Raw genomic sequence first — 16,111 nt, 5'->3', positions numbered from 1 at the left:
CGGGATCTGTTCGTCGCTCACCGCTCCATTGTCGGGCCGGTCTCAGCCCGACCAGACCGCCGCCGCCTCGACGGCGTGCTCGACGGCCTGCGCCAGGCCCGCGCGCGCCGCCGGGTCCCGCCGGGCCGGGTCGAGCACGTTGCGCCCGAAGGCCTTGCGGGCCGCCGCCGACGGGGTGATCAGCAGCACCCGGGCGCCCGCTTCCCGCAACCGGGCGGCCTGCGCGGCCGGCGAGGGCACCAGCCCCGAGCCGAGCGAGATCGGGGCGATGACCACCACCCGCGCACAGCCGGCGGCCAGGTCGGCATTGGTGGCGGACCGGACCCCTCCGTCGATGAACCGGCGCCCGCCGACGGTCACCGGCGGCCACACCCCGGGCACCGCGCAGCTCGCCGAGACGGCGTCGACGAGCCCGGCCCCGCTGTCCCGGTCGAAGTCGGCCGGCTCGCCGGTCAGGGCGTCGACGGCGGTGACGACGAGGCGCCGCTCGGGCCACTCGTGCGAGACCAGCCGGGCCTCCAGCACCTTGCGCCGTTCCGCCTCCGCGCCGGTGTCGGCGGCCAGCGCGTAGGCGCCGACCCGCTGCCGGTACGCCGTCGCGTCGCGCGAGCGCAGCATGGCCACGGCGTAGCGCGCGAACAGTCCCGCACCCAGCTTCGCCGCGACCTCGCCGGCGGGGTCGCCGAGCTGGCGCTCGTACAGCTCCTGCGCGGTGAGCAGTCCGGAGGCCAGCTGGGCGCCGACCACCGATCCCGCGGAGGTGCCGACGACGAGGTCGGCGGTGGTGAGGTCCACGCCCGCGCGGGCGAGGCCGTACAGGATGCCGCACTCCCAGCCCACGCCGGTCAGTCCTCCGCCGCCCAGCACCAGTGCCGTGTCGCCGCTCATGGCCGCCCCTCCGCTCGTGCCTGTGGTGACGGCAGTCTGGCGCAACCGCACTGCCGTCACCACGGCGGGGGCGGGTCAGCCGAGTACGGCGGTCACCGTCCCCGCGCCGACCGTGCGCCCGCCCTCGCGGATCGCGAAGCCGAGCCCGGCCTCCAGCGGGGTGTCCCGCCCGAGCTCGACGGTCATCGTCACCGTCTCCCCGGGCCGGGCCGCACCGGCCTCGCCGAGGTCCACGTCCCCGACCACGTCGGCGGTGCGGATGTAGAACTGCGGCCGGTATCCGCTGGCCAGCGGGGTCGTACGGCCGCCCTCGCGGGCGGACAGCACGTACACCTGCGCGGTGAAGCGCCGACTCGGCGCCACGCTGTCGGGCGCGGCCACCACGTGCCCGCGGCGCACCCCGTCGCGCGGTACGCCGCGCAGGAGCAGCGCGACGTTGTCCCCGGCCTCGGCGGACTCCATCGGCTTGCCGAAGGTCTCCAGCCCGGTCACGACCGTCACGACCGGCTCGCCGTCGTCGCCGAGGACCGCCACCCGGTCGCCCATCCGTACGCTGCCCCGCTCGACGGCGCCGGTCACGACGGTCCCGCGCCCGGTGATGGTCAGGACGTTCTCCACCGGCATCAGGAACGGCGCGTCCGTGTACCGCACCGGCATCGGGACGTACGTGTCCACGGCGTCGAGCAGCGCCTCGATCGCCGCGGTCCAGCGCGGCTCGCCCTCCAGGGCGCCGAGCCCGGAGACCCGTACGACCGGTGCGCCGTCCCCGCCGTAGCCGTTGGCGGTGAGCAGCTCGCGGACCTCCAGCTCGACCAGGTCGGTGAGCTCGGGGTCGCCGGCGTCGGCCTTGTTGAGGGCCACCACGATGTGGTTGACGCCGACCTGCCGGGCGAGGAGCACGTGCTCGGCGGTCTGTGGCATGACCCCGTCGAGCGCGGAGACGACGAGGATCGCCCCGTCGAGCTGCGCGGCGCCGGTGACCATGTTCTTGACGTAGTCGGCGTGGCCGGGCATGTCGACGTGGGCGTAGTGGCGGGTGTCGGTCTCGTACTCGACGTGCGTCAGGTTGATGGTGATCCCGCGGCGGGCCTCCTCCGGGGCCCGGTCGATGCGGTCGAACGGCACGAAGGAGGCGCCGCCGCGCTCGGCGAGGACCTTGGTGATGGCGGCGGTGAGGGTGGTCTTGCCGTGGTCGACGTGACCCATGGTGCCGATGTTGAGGTGCGGCTTGGTGCGCACGAAGGCCGTCTTGGCCATGATGTTCTTCCCGTGTGGTCCGAAGCTGGAACGGGACCCCTGGAGCGAGCCGACCCTCCCCCTGTGGGGTCCGCCGGACTGTCCGGGAAGGGTCAGCTTCGTGCGCCGTCGAGTGCGGCGGGTGCCTCTGCGAAGACGGCAGCCTTCGGCGCGTCCGCGACTGCGGACGGCGCTGCGAGGAAGGCGTACCGGAACATGGGGCCGATCCTGCCGCAGTGGGAGCGGACCGTCGAATGAATTTCCCCGCGTCTACAGGTTCTTCAGGGCCTCTCGCACCGAGAGCGGGGACAGCGTGTTCCGCTCGGCGGCGACGAAGGCGCGGACCGCCGCCGGGTCGGTCTTGGCGTACTCGCGCAGGCACCAGCCGATCGCCTTGCGGATGAAGAAGTCCGGACGGGCCGCCTGCCGCCGGCAGTAGGCGAAGAGCCGCCCGCTGTCGGTCGCAGACTTGTAGCGGAGCTGGTGGAGCAGGGCGGTGCGGGCCGCCCAGAGGTTCTCGTCCTCGATCCACTCGTCCATCACGGCGGTGAGGGCCGGGTCCGCGGCCACCAGCGGGCCCACGGTGTGCGCGGCGAGCACGTCCACGGTGTCCCACCACGGCACGGTGACGATCAGGTGCCGCACCACCGGCAGGAAGCCCGAGGAGCACCGCGACGCGTGCCGGCGCAGGTAGTCGGCCGCGAAGTACTGGTACTCGCGCTCCGGGAGCCCCCAGCAGCGCAGCGCGAGCGCCGCGCAGTCCGCCTCCGTCGGCGCCGGGGTGTCCTTGGTCACCGCCCGGGACAGCTCGCGGCGCAGCGGGGTGCGGATCCCGAGGAAAGGAGCCGCGCCCTTCATGTACGCGGCCATGTGCCGGGCCTGCTCAGGGTCGGCGGCGGCGCCGTACGCCGTCACGAGGCGCTCCGTCAGCAGGTCCGCGAGGGCGCTGCGGGGAACCGGTGGGCGCCGCTCCTCGTTCGACAGCATGAGGCCCAGATTACGGCGGGGGGCCGTCCGGGTCGGTTAGTCTCCCGGAATGTCCCTCCTCCTCGCGCCGTGGACCCGGCTGGCGCTGCTCGTCGTGCTGCTCGCGTCGGCGGGCGTCGGCGTACTGCTGTACGAGCCCCAGCGCCTCCTCTCGGAGGGGTGGCCTCCGGGGCTCCCGATGGGCACGGCGGTGCTGCTCTTCGCCGCGACGTACGGACTGTGCACGGCGGCCTTCGTGCCCCGCCCGCTGCTGAACCTCGCCGCGGGGGCCGTCTTCGCCACCCAGTTCGGCCTGGTCGCGGCCGTCGGCGGCACCGTGCTGGGCGCCGGGATCTCCTTCGGGCTCGGCCGGATCATGGGCCAGGAGGCGCTGCGCCCACTGTTGCGCGGCCGCTGGCTGAAGGCGGCGGACAGCCAGCTCAGCCGGCACGGGTTCCGCTCGATGCTCGCCGTCCGGATCTTCCCCGGTGTCCCCTTCGCCGCGGCCAACTACTGCGCCGCCGTTTCCCGCTGCGGCTGGCTCCCCTTCCTGCTCGCCACCGCGATCGGCACGGTTCCCAACACCGGTGCCTACGTGATCGCCGGCGCCAGCGCCTCCTCCCCCGGATCCCCGGCCTTCCTGGCCTCCTTCGGCTTCATCGCCGTCTCGGGAGTGGTCGCGGCGGCCGTCGCCTGGCGCAAGCGGGACCGGCTCGCGCCCGCTCCGCCCCGCGAACTGACGCCGTCACACCCCCCCGTGGTCACGGCCGCACCGCACGGGCCCTAGCATCGGACGCGAACTTCCCGACGATCACAAGGACGAGCACACCCCGACATGAGCTGGTTCGAATCCCTAATCCTCGGTCTCGTCCAAGGGCTCACGGAGTTCCTCCCGATCTCCTCCAGCGCCCACTTGCGGCTGACCGCGGCGTTCGCCGGCTGGCAGGACCCGGGTGCGGCCTTCACCGCCATCACCCAGATCGGCACCGAGGCCGCCGTGTTGATCTACTTCCGCAAGGACATCGCGCGGATCGTCTCCACGTGGTTCCGCTCGCTGTTCAAGAAGGCGCTGCGGTCGGAGCAGGACGCCAAGATGGGCTGGCTGGTGATCGTCGGCTCGATCCCGATCGGCGTCCTCGGCCTCGCCTTCAAGGACCAGATCGAGGGCCCGTTCCGCGACCTGCGGCTGATCGCCACGACCCTCATCGTGATGGGCGTCGTGCTGGGCATCGCCGACCGGCTCGCCGCACGCGACGAGGAGGGCGGCCGGCACCGCGCCATCCGCGAGCGCAAGACGCTCAAGGAACTGGGCGTCAAGGACGGTCTGATCTTCGGACTCTGCCAGGCGATGGCCCTGATCCCCGGTGTCTCCCGCTCCGGTGCGACGATCTCCGGCGGTCTGCTGCTGGGCTTCACCCGTGAGGCGGCGGCCCGTTACTCCTTCCTCCTCGCCATCCCGGCCGTCCTGGCATCGGGTGCGTTCGAGATCAAGGACGTGGTCGAGGACCCGGGTCACATCTCCTGGGGGCCGACGATCTTCGCGACGGTCATCGCCTTCGTCGTGGGCTACGTCGTCATCGCCTGGTTCATGAAGTTCATCTCCAGCAAGAGCTTCATGCCGTTCGTGATCTACCGGATCGCGCTGGGCATCGCCCTGTTCATCCTGGTGGGAACGGACGTACTGAGCCCCCACGCCGGCGAGTCGAGCCAGTAGGGCGCCAACACTCACCGCTTCGCGTGAACCGCGGGCCGCTCGGGAACGTTCCCGGGCGGCCCGCGCGTCATTATCCCAGGAGAAGACCTGGAGGGTGAAGGCAAGCAGCAGGGGGTGTCCCATGGGTCGAGTGGTGCTGGAGCGGTTTCCGGCCGGAAGTCCGAGGGGGAGCTGGCCCGCCGAGGAGTACGCGGCGCAGCGGATGCGCGAGGGTGTTCCGGCCGAGGTGGTGATGGACCTGGCCAGTGACGCGTTCCTCGTGGTCGTGCGCCAGCGGGAGGCGCTTTCCCGTCACTGATCGCCCGTACGGAGATCCGGTGCGCGCAGGCCCCTTGGCCTCCGGGTCCCACAGCCCCACACTGACCCGATGACGCAGCGTGTGGACCTAGCGACCGTAATGGACCGGCTCGCGATCGACGAGGTGGTGACGGGGTACGCGGTGGCCGTGGACGACGGCGACTGGGCGGCCTACCGCGCCCTGTTCACGCCGGGCGGGCGGGCCGACTACCGCTCCGCCGGCGGGATCGAGGGTCCGGCCGGCGAGGTCGCGGACTGGCTCGCGGAGACCATGAAGCTCTTCCCGGTGCGTCAGCACCTCATCGTCAACCGACTGGTCCGGCTGGCGGACCTGGGCGGCTCCCCCGGTGACTCGGCGGAGGTCCGGGCGGACTTCGTGAATCCGATGCGGCTGGCCGGGGAGGAGTCCGACGCCGCCGTGACCGCGCCCAACTTCGTCGCCGCCGGTCGCTACGCCTTCTCCCTCGCCCGCACCCCCTACTCGGGCTGGCGGCTGTCCCGCGTCACGGTCCACGAGAAGTGGCGCCACCTGTCGGCCTGATGCCGAACCGGCCCGGCTGTTCCACACTGGAAGCGGAGGCGCGTCTTGGTCCCGATGTCCGACCGGTGGTGTCGTGCGGCGGCCGCGGTCGCCGCCGGGGCACTGCCGTGCCTCGCCTTCCCCGCCCCCGCGCTCTGGTGGTTCGCGTACGTCGCCCTCGTGCCCTGGATGCTGCTGCTGAGGTCCGCCCCCACCGGGCGGCGCGCGGCGCTGGAGGGCTGGCTGGGCGGCGCCGGCTTCATCGTGGCCGTGCACCACTGGCTGCTGCCCAGCCTGCACGTGTTCCTGGTGCCGCTGGCGGCGCTGCTGGGCCTGCTGTGGATCCCCTGGGCGCTGCTGGTACGGGAATTGCTCAGCGGGGCCCCGGCGGCGGGTCGGGCGACCGCCGCGCTGGTGCTCGTACCGGCGGGGTGGCTGCTGTCCGAACTGGCCAGGTCCTGGCAGGGGCTGGGCGGGCCGTGGGGGCTGCTCGGCGCCAGTCAGTGGCAGGTCCCGCCGGCGCTGCGGCTGGCTTCGGCGGGCGGGGTCTGGCTGGTGAGCCTGCTGGTCGTGGCGGTGAACTGCGCGCTGGTGCTGCTGATCGCGGTGCCGGGGGCGCGGGCCCCCGCGGTGGCCGGGGTGACGGGCTGCGCCGTGCTGACCGGGGTGGTGTGGCTGTGGACGCCCCGCCCGGAGGTGTCGGGCTCGCTGCGCGTGGCCCTCGTACAGCCGGGCATGGTGGCGGAGGGTCCCGCCAGCGCGGAGCGGCGGTTCGCGACCGGGGAGCGGCTGACCCGGGACCTGGCCGGGCAGCGGGCCGACCTGGTGGTGTGGGGCGAGAGCAGCGTCGGCGAGGACCTGACGGCGCGCCCGGACCTGGCCGCCCGGCTGGCCGCCCTGTCGGCGCAGGTCGGGGCTCCGCTGCTGGTCAACGTGGACGCGCACCGCTCGGACCGGCCCGGCATCTACAAGTCGGCGGTGCTGGTCGGACCCCAGGGGCTCACCGGCGACCGGTACGACAAGATGCGCCTGGTTCCGTTCGGAGAGTACATACCGGCCCGCGCGCTGCTCGGCTGGGCCACCTCGGTCGGCAAGGCGGCCGGCGAGGACCGCATGCGCGGCGCGGCCCCGGTGGTCATGGACCTGCCCGGGGGCGTCCGCGTCGGCCCGCTGGTCTGCTTCGAGTCGGCCTTCCCCGACATGAGCCGGCGACTCGCGCGCGAAGGCGCCGCCCTGCTCGTCGCCCAGTCGGCCACCTCCAGCTTCCAGGACAGCTGGGCACCCGCCCAGCACGCCTCGCTGGCCGCACTGCGCGCCGCCGAGACGGGCCGGCCCGTGGTGCACGCCACCCTCACGGGCATCAGCGAGGTGCACGGACCGTCCGGCGAGCGGATCGGTCCGGCCCTGCCCACCTCCGCGAGCACGGCGCAGGTCTACCAGGTGCCGCTCGCCCGCGGCGCGACCGTCTACGTGCGCTTCGGGGACTGGCCGGTGGGCGCGGCGCTGGCCGCCCTGGCCGCGTACTGCTCGGTGCAGGGCGCCCGTTCGCCCGTACTCAGGAGGCCTGCTCCAGAGCCGAGCGCACCACCCGCTCGCACAGCTCGTGGGTGAGCAGCGCGTCCCGGGCACTGATGGTCTTGCCCGCCGCCACGGATTCCAGGAAGGCGTCAACGACCTGTTCGACGCCGCGCTGGCGGGCGACCGACACCCAGTCCCCGCGCCGCCGCACGGTGGGCTGGCCCCGGTGGTCGATGACCTCGGCGAGGTTGACGACCTGCCGCTTGCTGTCCTGCCCGGACACCTCGAGGATCTCCTCGGTGGAGCCGGACCGCCGGTTCATGATGCCGACGGCCGTGAAATCCGGTCCCGACATCTGGAGCATCACCTGGTGCATGAGCCCCTCGCGCACCACGGCCCGTACGTCGATGTGGTCGGCCTCGCCGGGCAGCAGGAAGCGCAGGGTGTCGACGACGTGGATGAAGTCGTCCAGGACGAAGGTCCGCGGGTCCTCGGGCAGTCCGACGCGGTTCTTCTGCATGACGATCAGCTCGCGCGGGTGGTCGGCGCACTGCGCGTAGCCGGGCGCGTGACGGCGGTTGAAGCCGACGGCGAGCGAGACCCCGCGCTCCTGCGCGAGCTCCACCAGCCTCGCCGAGTCCGCGAACTCGTAGGCGAGCGGCTTGTCCACGTACGTGGGCACGCCCGCCTCCAGCAGCCGTTCCACGATCTCGGGATGGACGGCGGTCGGTGCGTGCACGAAGGCCGCGTCGAGCCCCTGCGCGAGCAGCGCGTCGAGATCGGTGTGCAGGCGCCCCGCCGGGATGTGGTGGAGCGCCCCGACCCGTTCCAGGGTGGCGGGGGTACGGGTCTGCAGGTGCAGTTCCAGCCCCGGGCGCGTGGTGAGGACGGGCAGGTACGCCTTCTGCGCGATGTCGCCGAGTCCGATACAGCCGACCTTCACCGGGAGCCTCCAGGTTGTGCCTCGTGTGACGTGCGCAGCCTAATCGCTGGTGGCGGCGCGTGCGTTCGACCAGGATGTGGACCATGACCATCAGTGCTGCATCCGACCGCAACGAACCCTCCACCACCGCGAACGAACGGGACATGCTCGACGGCTGGCTCGATTACCACCGCGCCACCCTCGTCTGGAAGTGCGAGGGGCTCCAGGACGAGCAGCTTCGGCTGACCCCGCTCGCGCCCTCCGAGCTGAGCCTGCTGGGCCTGGTGCGGCACATGGCGGAGGTGGAGCGCTACTGGTTCCGGGAGATCATGCTGGGCAAGGAGCTCCCCGAGCTGTACTGCACCGAGGAGGACCCGGACGGGGACTTCCACGTCACCGGCAGGGATACGTGGGCCCAGGCCGAACAGGTGTGGCAGACCGAGGTCGAGCAGGCCAAGCAGGCTGCCGCGGGACGGTCCCTGGACCTGCTGTCGGACGCCGGGAGCCACCACCGCGGCGAGGTTTTCAGCCTGCGCTGGGTCTACACCCACATGATCGAGGAGTACGCCCGCCACAACGGCCACGCGGACCTGCTCCGGGAGCACATCGACGGCTCGACGGGCGACTGACCTTCCCGTCGGGCGGGCGAGCAGCCGTCACCCGTGCGGGGTGAATATCGGCTGCGGATTTTCGCAACGGGGTCCTCGCCCAGCAGAGTTGCGCGGGTGCACCCAACCCGAACCACGACGAAGCTGCTGCTCGGAGTCGCCTGTGCCGTCTCGGCTGTCTCCGGCTGTGTGAATGTGACCCCCGCCCCGATGCGGCCGGCGACCGCCCCCGGCACCCCGGGTGCGCCGCCGCGGCACGAGCCGCGCGGCGGGCCGGGGGGCGCGGCGCCGGTGGTCGTCGAGGCGCCCGCCCTGGAGGCGCTGAAGGCACTGCCGAAGCAGGCCGCGCGGCCGGGCGCCTCGGCCGCGGCCGCCGCCGCCCGCCGGTCCGCGGCGCAGGGCGCCACCACGCACGGGGCGGTCCCGGAACCCGCGGACGTGGACCCTCCGGTCCCGGACATCCCGGAGCCGCAGCCTCCCGCCGGACACGCCGGCCACTCCGGTCACCCCGACGGCCGGCCGGGAGGCCGCCGCCCGCACCGCCAGGGCCCGGACCGGGAGGCGGCGCGCGAGCTGGTACGGGAGCTGCCGGTGCGGCCGGCCGACGTGTGCGCGCTGGGCCGCCGGCACGGGCGCTGGCACCCGGACAGCCCGGAGGCCCGCATCTGCGCGGGTGCCCACGGCGACTGAGGGGCAGAGTCCGGCCATCCCGCGCCGGGAGGACCGCCGGCCTACGGGCCCTGCTCCGGGAACGGCCGGGGCCCCTCGCCGGGTTCCGCGGCGAGCCGCCGCTCCAGCCGGGCGATGGCGGCCCGTACGCCGTTCCCGTACCCGTCGTCGCCCAGCGCGCCGGTGGCCGCCCGGGCCCGTGCCAGGTGCACCCGGGCGGCCTCGGGCCGCCGCAGTTTCACGTAGTCGGCGGCCAGGCTCAGGTGCAGCGACGGGTAGAAGACCCGTACGGCGTGGTCAGACCCGTTGCGTACGCCCTCGCGGACACCTTCGAGGACACCCTCCCGGGCATTCTCCGCCCGGGCGCCCCCGGCGAGCCCTTCGGCGGCGGTCAGGGCCCGCAGGTCCCACGCCAGTTCGTCGGCGGGGTCGTCCTGGGCGTCGGCCATGTAGTGCGCGAGCGTGCACCGGTGGAGGGAGTGTCCCTCGTCGCCGATCTCGGACCAGATCTCGCCGAGCCGGTTGCGGGCCTCCTCGCGGTCCCCTGCGTGCAGCAGGATGACCGCCTGGCCGATCCTGGTCATGACGGCGTCCTCAGACGCCTCCTGCTGCTCCGTCAACGGGGCCTCCGGCTCGCTCTGCCAGACCTGCCGCGGTCTGATCGTCAAGACGCTAGCCGGAGGCACCGGCAATGGCACCGAGGCGCGGTGGGGCGTCAGCCCAGGTCCGGGATCCGCCAGTCGATCGGCTCATGGCCCTGTGCGGCGACGGCCTCGTTGATCTGCGTGAAGGGCCGGGAGCCGAAGAACTTCTTGGCCGACAGCGGGGAGGGGTGGGCGCCCTTGACGACCGCGTGCCGCTCCTCGTCGATCAGCGGGAGCTTCTTCTGGGCGTAGGCGCCCCAGAGCACGAAGACCGCCGGGTCGGGACGCTCGGCCACCGCGCGGATGACCGCGTCGGTGAACTTCTCCCAGCCCTTGCCCTTGTGCGAGTTGGGCTCGGCCTCGCGGACGGTGAGCACCGCATTGAGCAGCAGGACGCCCTGCCGCGCCCACGGCATCAGGTAGCCGTTGTCGGGGATGGGCGTATCCAGCTCGGCCTGCATCTCCTTGTAGATGTTGCGCAGCGAGGGCGGGGTCTTGACCCCGGGCTGCACGGAGAAGCACAGGCCGTGGCCCTGGCCGGCGCCGTGGTACGGGTCCTGGCCGAGGACCAGCACCTTCACCTGGTCGAAGGGCGTGGCCTCCAGGGCCGCGAAGACCTGCTCGCGGGGCGGGTAGACCGGCCCGTTCGCCCGCTCCTTCTCGACGAACTCGGTGAGTTCTTTGAAGTAGGGCTGCTCCAGCTCCCCGCCGAGGACGGGGAGCCAGGAGTCGGGCAGCATCTGGGTCACGTCTACAACCTCCGGTACAAGTTCGCGCAACTGCGTCGTGCAGCGCTTCAGAACCTACCGGGGGCCACTGACAACGCCCCAGCCGAGTGTGCCGCCGCGGCGGCTACCAGCTGGTCTTGCGGTACAGCTCCCACATCTGCATGACCGTCTGCGGGTCGAGTGCCCGCTCGGCGCCCGCGATGTCGTCGCGCGCGGCGACGTACAGCTTGCCCTGCCACAGCGGCAGCAGCCGCACGTCCTGGGCGAAGATCTGCTGGGCCTCCTCGAACTCGTGGACGCCGGCCGACCGGTCGCTCTCACGCCGGGACTTGGGCAGCAGGGTGTTCAGGATCTCGGTGGGCTCGTAGGGGGTGCCGACCGCGTTGTCCTTGCCGACGAACGGCGCGATGAAGTTGTCCGGGTCCGGGAAGTCGGGGAACCAGCCTCGGCCGAAGACCGGGTACTCGCCGTTCTTGTAGCCCACCTGGAAGGCCTTCCAGGGCTGGCCGCGCAGGTTGATCTTGAAGAGATCACTCGCCTCCAGCTGCCGCTTGATCTCGGTGAACTCGTCGGCGGTGGAGGCGCCGTAGCGGTCGGTGGTGTACCAGAAGGTCAGCTCCACCTGCTGGGTGATCCCGGCGGCCCGGAGGATCTTCCTCGCCTTGTCGACGTCCGCGTGGCCGTACACGTCGTAGAAGGGCGTCTTGTGGCCGACGACCCCCTTGGGGACCATCGAGTACAGCGGCTCGGCGGTGCCCTGGTAGACCTTGGAGACGAGCTCCCCCCGGTCGATGACCTGCGCGATGGCCTGGCGCACCGCGGGCTTGGCGACCTGCGGGTCCTTGGGGTTGAAGACGAGGTAGCGGATCTCCGCGCCGACGTTCTCGACGACCTGGACGCCCGCGTTGTGCGACTCGGGGGTCTGCAGGTCCTTGATCTGCACGGCGGAGAGGCCGCGGTAGGTCGCGTCGATCTCCTTGCCCTTGAGCGCCGAGATCATCTTCGCGGAGTCCGTGAAGTAACGGATGGTGACGCCGTCGTTGCGGCGGTTCGCGAAGCCGGTGTAGTTGCCGTTGCGGCCGAGGACGGCCTCGGCGCCCTCCTTGTAGGACTCGAGCACGTACGGGCCCGAGCCGGTGACCTTCCCGTCCTCGCGCAGCTTGTCGGCCGGGTAGTCCTTGGGCGCGACCAGCGAGGCGGCGGGCGATCCGAGGACGTAGGGGAAGGTGGCGTCCGAGGTGTTCAGGTGGAAGACGACCGTCAGCGGGTCCGGGGTCTCGATCTTGTCCAGGCTGCCGAAGAGGCCCTTGGGGCCGTTCTGGGAGTTGATCGTCCGGATCCGGTCGAGGGAGTGCTTGACCGCCTTGGCGTCGAGCACCTCGCCGTTGGAGAACTTCAGCCCCTTGCGCAGGGTGCACCGGTACGACTCGCTCGCGGCGTCCGTGAACTCGCAGCTCTGCGCGGCGTCCGGCTGGGGCTTGGTGGAGCCCGTGGGGAAGGCCAGCAGGGTCTGGTAGATGTTCCGGTACAGCTCCCAGGAGCCGTCCCAGGCGTCGGCGGGATCGAGGGTGGTCGGCGTGCTCGTCGTGCCGACGACGATCCGCTTGGCACCGTCGCCACTGTCGTCCGAGAGCAGTCCGCACCCGGCGAGCAGGGATATGGACGCAAGGGCCGCAGTGATCTGCAGGCATCTGGTCCGGTTGAACACGTGCACGCTCCTCGATCAGCCAGGGGTGCGGCAGACCCTACCGCAGTGCCCCACAAATCCAATGGGCAGGTTTCGTGGGGCACTTGACCGGTTCCGTGCATATTAGGTATGCATTTGACCGGCTATCGGGCTCAAATGCGTCCGACTATCGGTCAGTGCACTCCGGCATTGAGGAACATTCCCCCGTCAACGACCAGAGTTTGCCCTGTGATCCATTCCGCTTGTGCAGATGTGAGAAATGCGGCAGCCCCTCCGATGTCCTGCGGGACCCCGAGCCGGCCGAGCGGATAGGCCGCCGCGGCCTCCTGTTCGCGGCCCTCGTAGAGCGCCTGGGCGAACTGGGTCTTGACCACCGCGGGGGCGATCGCGTTGACCCGGACACCCGGTGCCATCTCGTGGGCGAGCTGGAGGGTGAGGTTGACCATCGCGGCCTTGCTCATCCCGTACGCGCCGATGAAGGGCGAGGCGGAGAGGCCGGCGATGGAGGCGATGTTCACGATCGCGCCGCCGTTGTCCTTCTGCCAGGCGTGCCAGGTCCGCTGCGCGAACCCGAGCGCCGAGATCACATTGGTCTCGAAGACCTTGCGCGCGACCCCGAGGTCCAGGTCCGCGATGGGGCCGAAGACCGGATTGGTGCCGGCGTTGTTCACCAGGAAGTCCACACGCCCGAACGCCTCCATGGTGCGCTCCACCGCGACGGCCTGGTGGGCCTCGTCGTGCGCCTTGCCGGCCACGCCGATCACCCGGTCCGCGCCGAGCCGCTCGACGGCCTCCTTGAGGGCGTCCTCGTTGCGCCCGGTGATGCAGAGCCGGTCGCCGCGGGCGACCAGCGCCTCGGCGACGCCGTAGCCGATGCCCCGGCTGGCGCCGGTGATCAGCGCGACCTTGCCGCTGTCGACGCCGCTGTCGATGCCGCTTTCCTTGCTGTCCGTCATGGCCGTACGTCCCGCCTCTCTCGAACTCGTCAGTTGAGCGGGCCGCCGGCCACGTACATGACCTGGCCGGAGACGAAGCCGGCGGCCTCGCCCGCGAAGAACGCGATGGCGTTGGCGATGTCGTCCGGGCGGCCGACGCGCTGCACCGGGATCTGGGTGGCGGCGGCGGCCTGGAAGTCCTCGAAGCCCATGCCGACGCGGGCGGCCGTCTGGGCCGTCATCTCGGTGACGATGAAGCCGGGGGCGACGGCGTTCGCGGTGACGCCGAACTTGCCGAGCTCGATGGCCAGGGTCTTCGTGAGGCCCTGCAGTCCGGCCTTGGCGGCGGAGTAGTTGGCCTGGCCGCGGTTGCCGAGGGCGGAGCTGCTGGAGAGGTTCACGATGCGGCCGAACTTGGCCTCCACCATGTACTTCTGGCAGGCCTTCGACATCAGGAACGCGCCGCGCAGGTGCACGTTCATGACCGTGTCCCAGTCGGTGTCGCTCATCTTGAAGAGGAGGTTGTCGCGCAGCACCCCGGCGTTGTTGACCAGGATGGTCGGGGCGCCGAGCTCGCTCGCCACGCGCTCGACGGCCGCCTCCACCTGCGCGCTGTCGGAGACGTCGCAGCCGACCGCGAGGGCCTTGCCGCCGGCCGCCGTGATCGCCTCCACGGTGTCCTTGCAGGCCGCCTCGTCGAGGTCGAGTACGGCGACCGCCCGGCCTTCGGCGGCCAGGCGTACGGCGGTGGCCGCGCCGATGCCCCGGGCCGCCCCGGTCACGATCGCGACGCGCTGCTCGGTGGTGGACATGCTGGATCTCCTCGCCCTTGAGAAACGGCCGCCCAGAGGTGAGCAACCGCTTAGTAGCTTCAGCTGAGGAGACGCTAGGAGCCCTGGCACCCGGTGTCAACGGCTCCCCCGCCCCGCCACCCGCCCCGCCCAGGGGTCAGCGGACCAGCAGGTCCAGCAGTCGCTCCACCTCCGCGGCGGGATCGGCCGTCAGGCCGGTGTGCACGGGCCCCGGCTGGACCACCGTGCTGCGCGGTGCGATCAGCCACCGGAACCGGCGGCCGGGATCGTCTCCCGCCGCCTGCCCGGCCTCCTCACCGCCGGTGCACACGCCTTCCACCGCGCGCAGGGCTGCCCGCACGCCGGCCACATCGGCCTTCGGGTCCAGCGCGAGGAGCTTGGCCTCGTCCAGGTGGGTGCGCGCGGCCACGTAGGAGTGCGCACGGCAGTAGACGATCACGCCGGCGTTGAAACACTCGCCGCGTTCCATCCGGGGAACCACGCGCACCAGCGCGTACTCGAACACGTCCCGCTTGGTCACTCGCTGTCGCTCTTCTTCCGGTGGGGCTGGGGGGCGAGGCGCTCGGCGAGCCAGCCGGGCGGAGCCGAACGGGGCTTCACCTCGGCCTCCATCGAGATCCTCTCGTGGATCGTGGCCGCGCGCGGCAGCAGCACCTCGACGTAGGCGCGGCGCACCGCGTCGGTGCTCTCGTAGCCGGGCTCGTCGACCAGCCACTCGTCCGGGACGTCGGCGGCCACCTCCGTCAGCAGTTCCTCGGTGACCAGGGGTGCCAGCGCCTCGGCGGCGGCCGCGACGTCGGGGCCGACGGGGGCCAGGACGTGGTCGGAGGCGTTGTACGGCTTGGCGGCCGCGGCCGCGGCGGTGGGCCAGTTGTGGTGCCAGATCATGGTGGCGCCGTGGTCGATGAGCCAGAGGTCGCCGTGCCAGACCAGCATGTTGGGGTTGCGCCAGGACCGGTCGACGTTGTTGATCAGCGCGTCGAACCAGACCACGCGCCCCGCCTCGACGGGGTCCACCTGGTACGCGAGCGGGTCGAAGCCGATCGAGCCGGGCAGGTAGTCCATCCCGAGGTTCAGCCCGCCGCTCGCCTTGAGCAGCTCCTGGACCTCCTGGTCGGGTTCGCCGAGCCCGATCACCGGGTCGAGCTGCATCTGCACCAGCCGCGGGACCCGCAGTCCCAGCCGCTGGGCCAGGCGGCCGCAGATGACCTCGGCGACCAGGGTCTTGCGGCCCTGGCCGGCTCCGGTGAACTTCATGACGTAAGTCCCGAGATCATCGGCCTCGACGATCCCCGGGAGCGAGCCGCCCTCACGCAGGGGCGTGACGTAACGGGTCGCGATCACTTCTGTGAGCATCGGCCCAGGCTACATAGCCCGCAACCCTGCACATCCAAGGCTCCGCCAGGGAATAACCCGCCTTTCCGAGCCCCGACCAGTCAACACTGGGGAGTGAGTGGCTCCAGGTGCCGAGATCGCCCGGGGCGAGGATACCGGGAGGGGATCACCTGCTTGCAGGGATGTAAATGGCAAGTCAGAGCTACTTCGACAGCTCCATTCCCAGGCTACTCCGCACCCCTCCTTTCAATTCCAAGTCCTACGCCCAGACCGAGTGCGGCCGCAGCATGGTCCGTAATCTGTCCTGGGGAGAATCCGGGGAGTTTCAGCCCAAGGGTCATGGCGTCACCTCGGGGCCTGATCGCAAACGACTGCGGCTCCTGCCGGATCCGCAGCGCCGCGGGGTGCGGCACCCCGTCGTGCCGGTGCTGCTGATCAGGGCCTCCTCGGTCGTTGCCGACACGCGTCGTTCGCTGCTTTCGACCGGTGGGCCGAGAACGCGCCGCGCGCTCGGCGTGCCGGCCCCGCCCAAACGCCTCGACGCTCCTTCAGGGCATCGCCCTGGCATGCCCGGGCGGCCCGGCCGATCCGACTGGCGCCGATCCCGCCGGCTCGGACTCACTGTCTTTCGA

At 71.8% G+C, this 16,111-nt stretch carries 18 protein-coding genes; 7 read left to right on the top strand and 11 right to left on the bottom strand.

What is annotated here, in order from left to right; all coding sequences use genetic code 11:
• Positions 1-42 precede the first annotated feature (42 nt).
• From ACFWB8_RS15865 to ACFWB8_RS15855, 3 genes are all read right to left on the bottom strand, one after another.
• Entirely contained in the window at positions 43-888 is an 846-nt protein-coding gene (locus tag ACFWB8_RS15865; RefSeq protein WP_385226324.1) for a patatin-like phospholipase family protein, read from the bottom strand.
• Between the two features lie 75 nt (positions 889-963).
• Positions 964-2,145, bottom strand: coding sequence for an elongation factor Tu (tuf, locus tag ACFWB8_RS15860; RefSeq protein WP_385226322.1), 1,182 nt, complete (start codon positions 2,143-2,145; stop codon positions 964-966).
• Positions 2,146-2,394: 249 nt separating this feature from the next.
• Positions 2,395-3,111, bottom strand: coding sequence for a DNA alkylation repair protein (locus ACFWB8_RS15855; protein ID WP_385226320.1), 717 nt, complete (start codon positions 3,109-3,111; stop codon positions 2,395-2,397).
• Positions 3,112-3,160: 49 nt separating this feature from the next.
• Between ACFWB8_RS15855 and ACFWB8_RS15850 the strand changes: the two genes are divergently transcribed.
• The 5 genes from ACFWB8_RS15850 (at position 3,161) to lnt (ending at position 7,232) form a co-directional block, all read left to right on the top strand.
• Positions 3,161-3,877, top strand: a complete 717-nt coding sequence (locus ACFWB8_RS15850) for a TVP38/TMEM64 family protein (protein ID WP_385226318.1) — start codon at positions 3,161-3,163, stop codon at positions 3,875-3,877.
• A 48-nt stretch (positions 3,878-3,925) separates the two neighbouring features.
• Positions 3,926-4,804, top strand: a complete 879-nt coding sequence (locus ACFWB8_RS15845) for an undecaprenyl-diphosphate phosphatase (protein ID WP_385226316.1) — start codon at positions 3,926-3,928, stop codon at positions 4,802-4,804.
• A 121-nt stretch (positions 4,805-4,925) separates the two neighbouring features.
• The gene (locus tag ACFWB8_RS15840) at positions 4,926-5,102 is read left to right on the top strand and encodes a hypothetical protein (protein ID WP_385226314.1); all 177 of its coding nucleotides are present in this window, start codon (positions 4,926-4,928) and stop codon (positions 5,100-5,102) included.
• Between the two features lie 69 nt (positions 5,103-5,171).
• Entirely contained in the window at positions 5,172-5,642 is a 471-nt protein-coding gene (locus ACFWB8_RS15835; protein WP_385226312.1) for a nuclear transport factor 2 family protein, read from the top strand.
• Positions 5,643-5,696: 54 nt separating this feature from the next.
• Positions 5,697-7,232, top strand: coding sequence for an apolipoprotein N-acyltransferase (gene lnt / locus ACFWB8_RS15830; protein WP_385226310.1), 1,536 nt, complete (start codon positions 5,697-5,699; stop codon positions 7,230-7,232).
• On the opposite strand, the gene ACFWB8_RS15825 is transcribed toward lnt, so the two are convergent.
• Positions 7,177-8,082, bottom strand: a complete 906-nt coding sequence (locus tag ACFWB8_RS15825; protein ID WP_385226308.1) for a Gfo/Idh/MocA family protein — start codon at positions 8,080-8,082, stop codon at positions 7,177-7,179. The genes lnt and ACFWB8_RS15825 overlap by 56 nt on opposite strands.
• Positions 8,083-8,165: 83 nt before the next feature.
• On the opposite strand from ACFWB8_RS15825, the gene ACFWB8_RS15820 reads away from it, so the two are divergent.
• Together ACFWB8_RS15820 and ACFWB8_RS15815 are read left to right on the top strand one after the other, a co-directional pair.
• Positions 8,166-8,690: a DinB family protein gene (locus tag ACFWB8_RS15820; protein WP_385226306.1), complete on the top strand. Its 525-nt coding sequence runs from the start codon at positions 8,166-8,168 to the stop codon at positions 8,688-8,690.
• A 96-nt stretch (positions 8,691-8,786) separates the two neighbouring features.
• Positions 8,787-9,359, top strand: a complete 573-nt coding sequence (locus ACFWB8_RS15815; protein WP_385226304.1) for a hypothetical protein — start codon at positions 8,787-8,789, stop codon at positions 9,357-9,359.
• Between the two features lie 41 nt (positions 9,360-9,400).
• Here the strand turns inward: ACFWB8_RS15815 and ACFWB8_RS15810 are convergent, their stop codons facing one another.
• The 7 genes from ACFWB8_RS15810 to ACFWB8_RS15780 all read right to left on the bottom strand — a co-directional run bounded on the left by ACFWB8_RS15810 (position 9,401) and on the right by ACFWB8_RS15780 (position 15,500).
• Entirely contained in the window at positions 9,401-9,958 is a 558-nt protein-coding gene (locus ACFWB8_RS15810) for a hypothetical protein (RefSeq protein ID WP_385226370.1), read from the bottom strand.
• A gap of 95 nt (positions 9,959-10,053) precedes the next feature.
• Positions 10,054-10,722 carry a uracil-DNA glycosylase gene (locus tag ACFWB8_RS15805; RefSeq protein ID WP_385226368.1) on the bottom strand — a complete coding sequence of 223 codons (669 nt, stop codon included), beginning with the start codon at positions 10,720-10,722 and terminating at the stop codon, positions 10,054-10,056.
• Positions 10,723-10,834: 112 nt separating this feature from the next.
• Entirely contained in the window at positions 10,835-12,418 is a 1,584-nt protein-coding gene (locus tag ACFWB8_RS15800; RefSeq protein WP_385226302.1) for an ABC transporter substrate-binding protein, read from the bottom strand.
• Positions 12,419-12,570: 152 nt separating this feature from the next.
• On the bottom strand, positions 12,571-13,353 hold the full coding sequence (locus ACFWB8_RS15795) for an SDR family oxidoreductase (protein ID WP_385226300.1): 783 nt from the start codon (positions 13,351-13,353) through the stop codon (positions 12,571-12,573).
• Between the two features lie 29 nt (positions 13,354-13,382).
• Entirely contained in the window at positions 13,383-14,144 is a 762-nt protein-coding gene (gene fabG, locus ACFWB8_RS15790; RefSeq protein ID WP_385226298.1) for a 3-oxoacyl-ACP reductase FabG, read from the bottom strand.
• 136 nt (positions 14,145-14,280) lie between these two features.
• On the bottom strand, positions 14,281-14,664 hold the full coding sequence (locus ACFWB8_RS15785) for a DUF3037 domain-containing protein (protein WP_385226296.1): 384 nt from the start codon (positions 14,662-14,664) through the stop codon (positions 14,281-14,283).
• Positions 14,661-15,500, bottom strand: a complete 840-nt coding sequence (locus ACFWB8_RS15780) for a HipA family kinase (RefSeq protein WP_385226294.1) — start codon at positions 15,498-15,500, stop codon at positions 14,661-14,663. Before ACFWB8_RS15780 ends, ACFWB8_RS15785 begins: the two co-directional genes overlap by 4 nt.
• Positions 15,501-16,111: the final 611 nt, after the last annotated feature.

The sequence above is a fragment of the Streptomyces sp. NPDC060031 genome (assembly GCF_042736805.1).
Lineage (GTDB): Bacteria > Actinomycetota > Actinomycetes > Streptomycetales > Streptomycetaceae > Streptomyces.
The sequence above is the reverse complement of the archived record's forward strand: the minus strand, read 5'-3'. Positions and strand labels throughout refer to the sequence as shown.